The sequence below is a fragment of the Sporichthyaceae bacterium genome (assembly GCA_036269075.1).
GTDB lineage: Bacteria > Actinomycetota > Actinomycetes > Sporichthyales > Sporichthyaceae > DASQPJ01.
Map to the genome: position 1 here is coordinate 24241 of DATASX010000062.1, position 6414 is coordinate 30654.

Below are 6414 nucleotides of genomic sequence, written 5' to 3' on the forward strand. Positions count from 1 at the left end.
CCCGCCGGCGCATGCCGACAGGCTCAGTGCAGACCCGCGCCGGGCCGGATCAGGCCCTCCTGAACCGCGGTCGCGACCAGTGATCCGTTGGCGTCGAAGATCCGTCCGATCGCCAGGCCTCGGGCTCCGCCGGCGAACGGCGAGACCTGGTCGTAGAGCAACCACTCGTCGGCCCGGAAGGGCCGGTGGAACCACATGGCGTGGTCGATCGACGCGCGCTGGGTGGCGTCGATGTCCATCGGGTGAGGCACCAGGCTGGCGTGCAGCAGGGTCAGGTCGCTCATGTAGGTGAGTACGCAGCGGTGCAGGGTGTCGTCGTCCGGCAGGCGCCCGCCGGCCTTCATCCAGATCCGGGCCAGCGCCGGGTGAGCCGGGTCGGCCAAGGCGCCGCCCGGTGCGGACGAGCCGGCGTAGCGGACGTCGAGCGCGGCGAATTCCGCGGCGAGCACCGCCGTCGAGGTGCCGTCGCGGGTGTTGGCCATGCTCTGCGCCAACGTCGGGCAGTCGTGCGGCAGCGGCACGTCGGGCGCAAGGTCCTGGTGCTCGGGTCCCACTTCGGGGATCTGGAACGAGGCGGTCAGGTAGAAGATGTGCCGCCCGTGCTGGCGCACCGCGACCCGGCGTGCGCTGAACGACCGCCCGTCGCGCAGGTTCTCGACGTCGTAGACGATCGGTACGGCCGGGTCGCCGCCGACCAGGAAGTAGGCGTGCAGCGAGTGCGCCGAGCGCTCCGGCGGCACGGTTCGGCTGGCGGCGAGCAACGCCTGCCCGAGCACCTGCCCGCCGAAGACCCGCTGCATCAACGTGGGCGGCGGCTGGGCGCGGAACAGGCCGTCCTCGATCGACTCGAGGTCGAACACCGCGAGCAACTCGTCGACGGAACCAGGCATGGGGTGCGTGGTCCGCCCGGTCAGCGCGCCGACGCGGGTGCGTGCGAGCGGGCGTACCGGTTGATGTCGCGCTCGATCACGAACGTCAGGCCCGGCAGCAGACCGGCGACGAGCATCTCGGCCAGCCGAGGCAGCGGCCAGCGCACCCGGCGGAACAGGTCGAAGGCCAGGCCGAGGTAGATGATGTAGAACCAGCCGTGCGCGATCCAGATCCACTGGAAGCTGGGCTTGCCGGCCCCGTGCAGCGCCCAGGAGACACAGGCCAGCACGAGCAGCGTGCCGACCACGTATGCGGCGATCCGGTAACGCCGCAAGGGGCGGGAGATGTCGAGCGGTTCGGGAGGTGAACTCACTAGTCGTCCGCCTCGGCCAGGCGCTTGAGCATCTTGTTGTACGCGGCCAGTTCCGGGTCGGCGGCGACCTCCGGCTCCGGGATCGGCAGGCGCAACGGCGGCAGCACGACCTCGTCGGCGACTCGACCCGGGAAGTCCCGCTCGGGTCGGCGGGCCCGCGGGGTCGTCCGGGTGGCGTCGCGGCACAGCCAGCCCCAGACGCCGACCGTGAAGAACGCGAAGATCGGCCACTGGAAGGTGTAGCCGAGGCTGCGGGTGTTGCCACCCTGCGCGCGGTCGAACTGCCACCAGGTCAGCAGGACGCACCCGGTCAACATCGCGGCGGCGAAGACATGCAGCACCAGCCAACGACGGGACAGCAGGACGGGCACAGCCCGAGACTACCGGGGCGCTTCAGCCCACCGGGCCGTCGAGTCGCAGAGCCTCGGCCGGCTCCGGCGCACTGCCGCCGAGGTGCGCGGGCTGCCACCAGGAGTCGTCCGGGCCGGACGGGCTGTCCGGGTAGTCACGCTGCGCGCGGTCGAGCAGATCCTGCATGCGGCGGCGCAGTTCCTCGGCCGCGGCATTGGCGTCCTCACCCCGCTGCGGGTGCAGCGGCTCACCGATGTAGACGAGGATCGGCACGTGCCGCTTCGTCAGTTCCTTCGGCCGATCCTTGGTCCACATGCGCTGCCCGCCCCAGACCGCCATCGGGACCAGCGGGGCCTTGGTCGCTGAAGCCATCCGGATCGCGCCGCTCTTGATCTCCTTGACCGTGAACGACCGGCTGATCGTGGCCTCCGGGAACACCCCGACCACCTCGCCGGCCTTCAGCCGGGCCAGCGCCTCGCGGTATGAGTTCGACCCGGCGTCGCGGTCGACCGGGATGTGCTTCATCCCACGCATCAACGGCCCGCTGATGCGGTGGTTGAACACTTCCTCCTTGGCCATGAAGCGCACGAGGCGGCCCGACGGGCGGGCGCCCCAGCCGGCGAAGATGAAGTCGAGGTAGCTGACGTGGTTGCTGGCCAGCACCACCGGCCCGGAGCGGGGGACGTGCTCCCCGCCCACGACCTTGATGTGCGTGTCGAGGGCCCGGAAAGCGACGCGCGCGAAGGCGATCACCGGCGTGTAGACGCGCTCCATGTGGCGGAGGGTATCGCCCGCCGGCCTGCGTCCGACCGCGCGTGGGACGTAGCCCACTCCGGCCGTACGCAACCGGCGGACGCGCCGGTCAGTCCGGGATGACGCCCAGGCGCCCGGCCTGGAAGTCCTCGAACGCGGTCGCCAACTCCTCGCGGGTGTTCATCACGAACGGGCCGTAGTGCGCGACCGGCTCGCGGATCGGCCGGCCGCCGAGCAGCAGCACGTCCAGTCCGGCCGCGTGCCGGGCGTCCTGATTCACGTCGGCGCTCAGCGTGATCGCGTCGCCGGCGCCGAGCACGGCCAGCGTCCCGGTGCGCAGCGCGGCGCGTTCGGTCCCCACGGTCCCGGTGCCGGACATCGCGTAGACCAGCGCGTTGTAGTCCGGGTGCCAGGGCAGGCGCACCGTGGCGCCCGGGGTGATCGTGGCGTGGACCAGCGTGATCGGGGTGTGGGTGATGCCCGGTCCGGAATGTCCGCCGAGGTCGCCGGCGATCACTCGGAACAGCGCTCCCCCGTCCGCCGAGCTGAGCAGCCCGACCTCCCCGGAGCGGATGTCCTGGTAGCGCGGGGCGGTCATCTTCTGCGCGCCCGGCAGGTTCACCCAGAGTTGGAAGCCGTGGAACAGGCCACCGGACACGACGAGGTGCTCGGGCGGCACCTCGATGTGCAGCAGGCCGCTGCCGGCGGTCATCCACTGCGTGTCGCCGTTGGTGATCAACCCGCCGCCGCCGTGGGAGTCGCGGTGTGCGAACTCCCCGTCGAGGATGTAGGTGACGGTCTCGAAGCCGCGGTGCGGGTGCCACGCGGTGCCTTTCGGCTCCCCGGGCGCGTACTCGACCTCGCCCATCTGGTCCATGTGGATGAAGGGGTCGAGCGCGGCGAGGTTGACGCCGGCGAACGCGCGCCGGACCGGGAAGCCCTCGCCCTCGTGTCCGGTCGGCGCCTGTGTGGTGGCCAGGACCGGACGGGTGGTGGTGGTCGCCGGGTCCGGCTCCGGGATGCGCGGCAGGACGGTGATGTCGTCGACGGTCACGGCAGGCATGGCTACCTCCACAGCTCAGCGGGTGCAATTCCTACGCCGGTACCAACCTAGTTGACACATCAACTATTCCGTTCGCGCCCGCGTCGGCCGACCACCTTGATCCGCACCTGGTCGCCGTCCCGGTGCGCCTCGACGGTCAGGCCGACGTTGGTCTGCGCCCACTCCAGGGCCACCCGCAGGAAGCGCTCGCGATCGACGGGACGGTCGGACATCTGCAGGCCGATCAGCACCGCGGTCCCCATCGCGGCCAACACCCGGCAGCGTTCCGGATCGTCGATCGACAGCGCAAGGGTGTTGGCGTAGTTCTGCGCCCGGGCCCGGTCCATCCGCTCGACGGCGGCCGCGACCACCGGGTCGCGGTAGCTCCAGGCGCGCAACGCCGCCTCCGCGTCATGATCCATCGCGAAGATGTGCTGGGCCGTCAGTTCCGATCGCCGCACCGGGTCGGACAACCCGGCCACCTCGTCGAGGATCGCGGCGAAGCGGGCCTCCCAGTCGCGCAGCAGGGCCTCGACGAACTCCGGCATCCCGACGAAGTGGTGGTAGAAGGAGCCCTTGGTGACCCGCAATCGCCGGCACAAGGACGCGATCGTCAGCGCCTCCGGACCGGCCGACCCGAGGAGCGCGAAGGCCGGTTCGAACCAGTCCTCCCGCCTCAGCCGGGAGGTTCCGCCCGAATTTGTGCGGGAAGACACCGTCGACCGCCCATTCGCCCGGCGGTACGATGCCGTACTGCTCGCCCCGATGGCAGGCCTCCTCGATACCGTGCGGTATGGAACGTTGCCTTAACGATGTGCTCCGCGTACAAAGTGGTTAACCGCAGTTCATACCAGACCGAACCCGGGCATTCCATACCCTGAGGTTTGGTAGGAACACTGATCCGGAGGATTCACCGATGGCCGATCGTAGGGCGCGCCGAGCAGCCTGGGCGGCGATCCTCGCCGCCGGCATCGCGCCGTTCGTGTGGGGCGGTTCGGCGCGGGCCGATGCCACCTACGAGGCCTCCGCCAACGCCACCGGCGTCAAGGTGATCTTCTCCAACCAGTCGATCCCGCTCGGCGTCGCGCCCCAGGCCCAAGGCCCGACGGCCGCGGTCAAGCAGACCTCGCTGCGCCAGTCCGACGGCTACGCGGCCTTCCCCGACCCCGGCGAGGACGTCGCGGGCCTGCCCGGAGTGGCCGGCGGTGCCCTGCACCTGCCGTTGCCCGGGTACCCGTTCCTGGTCAGCACGTCCTACGGCGACGACGTGCGCCGACTGAACTACCCGGGCATCGAGCTGAGCTCGGAGAGCGGCGACACGATCACCCAGGCGACCGCGACCGGCGGTTCGAAGGGCGTCGGCGCCACCTCGATCGCGCGCATCGCCCGCGACGGCGACTCGATCGCGGCCACCTCGACCAGCGACGCCGACGTGCTCCGTCTCGGCGACTCGCTGGTGGTCACCGGACTGCACGCGGCGGCCGGCGCGGCCCGCGACGCCACCGGCAAGCTCACCCGCACCTCCTCGCTCTCGTTCAGTTCGATCTCGGTGCCCGGTCTGGCGTTGACGGTCCCGCCGCCGCCGGGATCCACCGGGGCGCCGGAGAAACTGACGGCTCCGCAGATCGGTTTCGAGAACGGCGATTTCACGGTCACGCTGCCCGGGGCGCCGGCCAACGCCACCCCGGTCCCGGCCAAGGATGTGTTCGCCGCTTTCGAGCAGGCCGGCTACCACGTCAGCTACCAGGCCCCGCAGAACACCACCGACGGCATCGTCGGGGCCGGACTGCAGATCGCCACCACGCTGCCCGCACCACCCGGATCCCCCGGCGGGGTTTCCGGCCAGACCCCGGTGACGCTGACCATGGGCCTGTCGCAGGCCGCGATTTCCTACCGCGGCGCCGGCGACACCGGCACAGCCACACCGGGCGTGGCCGCGAGCAGCGGGGCCTTGAACCCGCCGGCCGCGCCGGGTGCGGCACCGGCCGGCATGCTGCCCTCGATCGGCACCGCGGTCTCGGTGCCGCCGCCCGCGATCGGGACCGCCCCGGCGGTCGCTGCGGCCGGCGCGCCGACCCAGCCGGTCGACTTCGCCGCGCTGACCGCGAACCGCAAGCCGTTGAGTTCCGACGTGAGCTGGCTGTACCTGATGGTCGGCGGGGTCGGTGTCGCCGGCGCGCTGTCGTTGCTGGTGCTGCGCTGGGCAGGAGGACGCGCGTGAACGTCGTCGTCTGGGCTCGGCTGCAGTGGGACCGGGTGCTGGCCGCGGTCGCGACGCTGGCCGGGGCGATCCTGCTGATCACCGGCTGGGTGCACGTCAGCGGCACCGGCTTCGTGTCCGAGCAATTGCCCTACCTGGCCTCCGAAGGACTCGGCGGGGTCTTCCTGCTCGGCCTCGGCGGCATGCTCTGGCTGTCCGCCGATCTGCGCGACCAGTGGCGTGAACTGCGGGGCATCCGAGCCCGACTCGACTCCGAGGCCGGTGGCCGGTAACCGTGGCCTCTTTGGCGGTCCCCGGGGCCCGGGCGGTGCGTCGCCGCGCCATCGGCGGGACGGGCACGGCCCTGGGCGAGACCCCGGAGCCGTGGCGGCGGCGCGACGCCGCGGTGGTCGGCCTGGTCGTGGGGCTCGGCGTGGTCGGGCTGATCATCACCTGGATCGGGATCAGCGGTACGGCCCGGCTGACGCCACAGGCGCGCTGGCTCGGTCTCGGCATCGCCTCGTTGCTGCTGGCCGGGTTCGCGATGGTCGGGTGGCTGGTGCTCGGCCTGACCCGGGTCGCGATCCTGCGACGTGAGGTGGTGCGCCGGCTGGACAGGACCGAACCGGTCGCCGAGGCCGCAGTCACCGCGGAGGTCCCGACCGGTGACCGGTTCGGCATCGCGACCGGCATGCGCCGCTACCACCTGGCGCACTGCCCGCTGCTGGCCGGCAAGGACGTCCGTTGGCTGGACGCGAAGACCTTGGCCTTCGCCGACACCGAGCCGTGCGGTATCTGCGCGGCGCCGGTGGTCGAGCTGTGAGC

Annotated in this window: 9 protein-coding genes; 3 read left to right on the forward strand and 6 right to left on the reverse strand. The window is 71.6% G+C overall.

Going from position 1 to position 6414, the window contains the following annotated elements:
• Positions 1-23: 23 nt before the first annotated feature.
• The 6 genes from VHU88_11060 to VHU88_11085 form a co-directional block, all read right to left on the reverse strand.
• Positions 24-890, reverse strand: coding sequence for an acyl-CoA thioesterase II (locus VHU88_11060; protein ID HEX3612215.1), 867 nt, complete (start codon positions 888-890; stop codon positions 24-26).
• 20 nt (positions 891-910) lie between these two features.
• The gene (locus VHU88_11065; protein HEX3612216.1) at positions 911-1243 is read right to left on the reverse strand and encodes a DUF3817 domain-containing protein; all 333 of its coding nucleotides are present in this window, start codon (positions 1241-1243) and stop codon (positions 911-913) included.
• Complete coding sequence (locus VHU88_11070) at positions 1243-1614, reverse strand: hypothetical protein (GenBank protein HEX3612217.1); 372 nt, start codon at positions 1612-1614, stop codon at positions 1243-1245. The genes VHU88_11065 and VHU88_11070 overlap by 1 nt, the downstream gene beginning before the upstream one ends.
• Positions 1615-1636: 22 nt before the next feature.
• Positions 1637-2368, reverse strand: a complete 732-nt coding sequence (locus VHU88_11075; GenBank protein ID HEX3612218.1) for a lysophospholipid acyltransferase family protein — start codon at positions 2366-2368, stop codon at positions 1637-1639.
• Positions 2369-2456: 88 nt separating this feature from the next.
• Positions 2457-3410, reverse strand: coding sequence for a pirin family protein (locus VHU88_11080; GenBank protein HEX3612219.1), 954 nt, complete (start codon positions 3408-3410; stop codon positions 2457-2459).
• Positions 3411-3469: 59 nt separating this feature from the next.
• Positions 3470-4105, reverse strand: a complete 636-nt coding sequence (locus VHU88_11085) for a TetR/AcrR family transcriptional regulator (GenBank protein HEX3612220.1) — start codon at positions 4103-4105, stop codon at positions 3470-3472.
• A gap of 200 nt (positions 4106-4305) precedes the next feature.
• Here VHU88_11085 and VHU88_11090 point away from each other — a divergent pair, with 200 nt between their 5' ends.
• Genes VHU88_11090 through VHU88_11100 form a run of 3 tightly spaced genes read left to right on the forward strand, consistent with a single transcriptional unit; the run spans position 4306 to position 6412 of the window.
• A complete protein-coding gene (locus VHU88_11090; protein HEX3612221.1) occupies positions 4306-5610 on the forward strand; it encodes a hypothetical protein in 1305 nt (434 codons plus the stop codon).
• Positions 5607-5882, forward strand: a complete 276-nt coding sequence (locus tag VHU88_11095; GenBank protein HEX3612222.1) for a hypothetical protein — start codon at positions 5607-5609, stop codon at positions 5880-5882. Before VHU88_11090 ends, VHU88_11095 begins: the two co-directional genes overlap by 4 nt.
• Before the next feature lie 11 nt (positions 5883-5893).
• Positions 5894-6412 carry a hypothetical protein gene (locus tag VHU88_11100; protein ID HEX3612223.1) on the forward strand — a complete coding sequence of 173 codons (519 nt, stop codon included), beginning with the start codon at positions 5894-5896 and terminating at the stop codon, positions 6410-6412.
• Positions 6413-6414 lie beyond the last annotated feature (2 nt).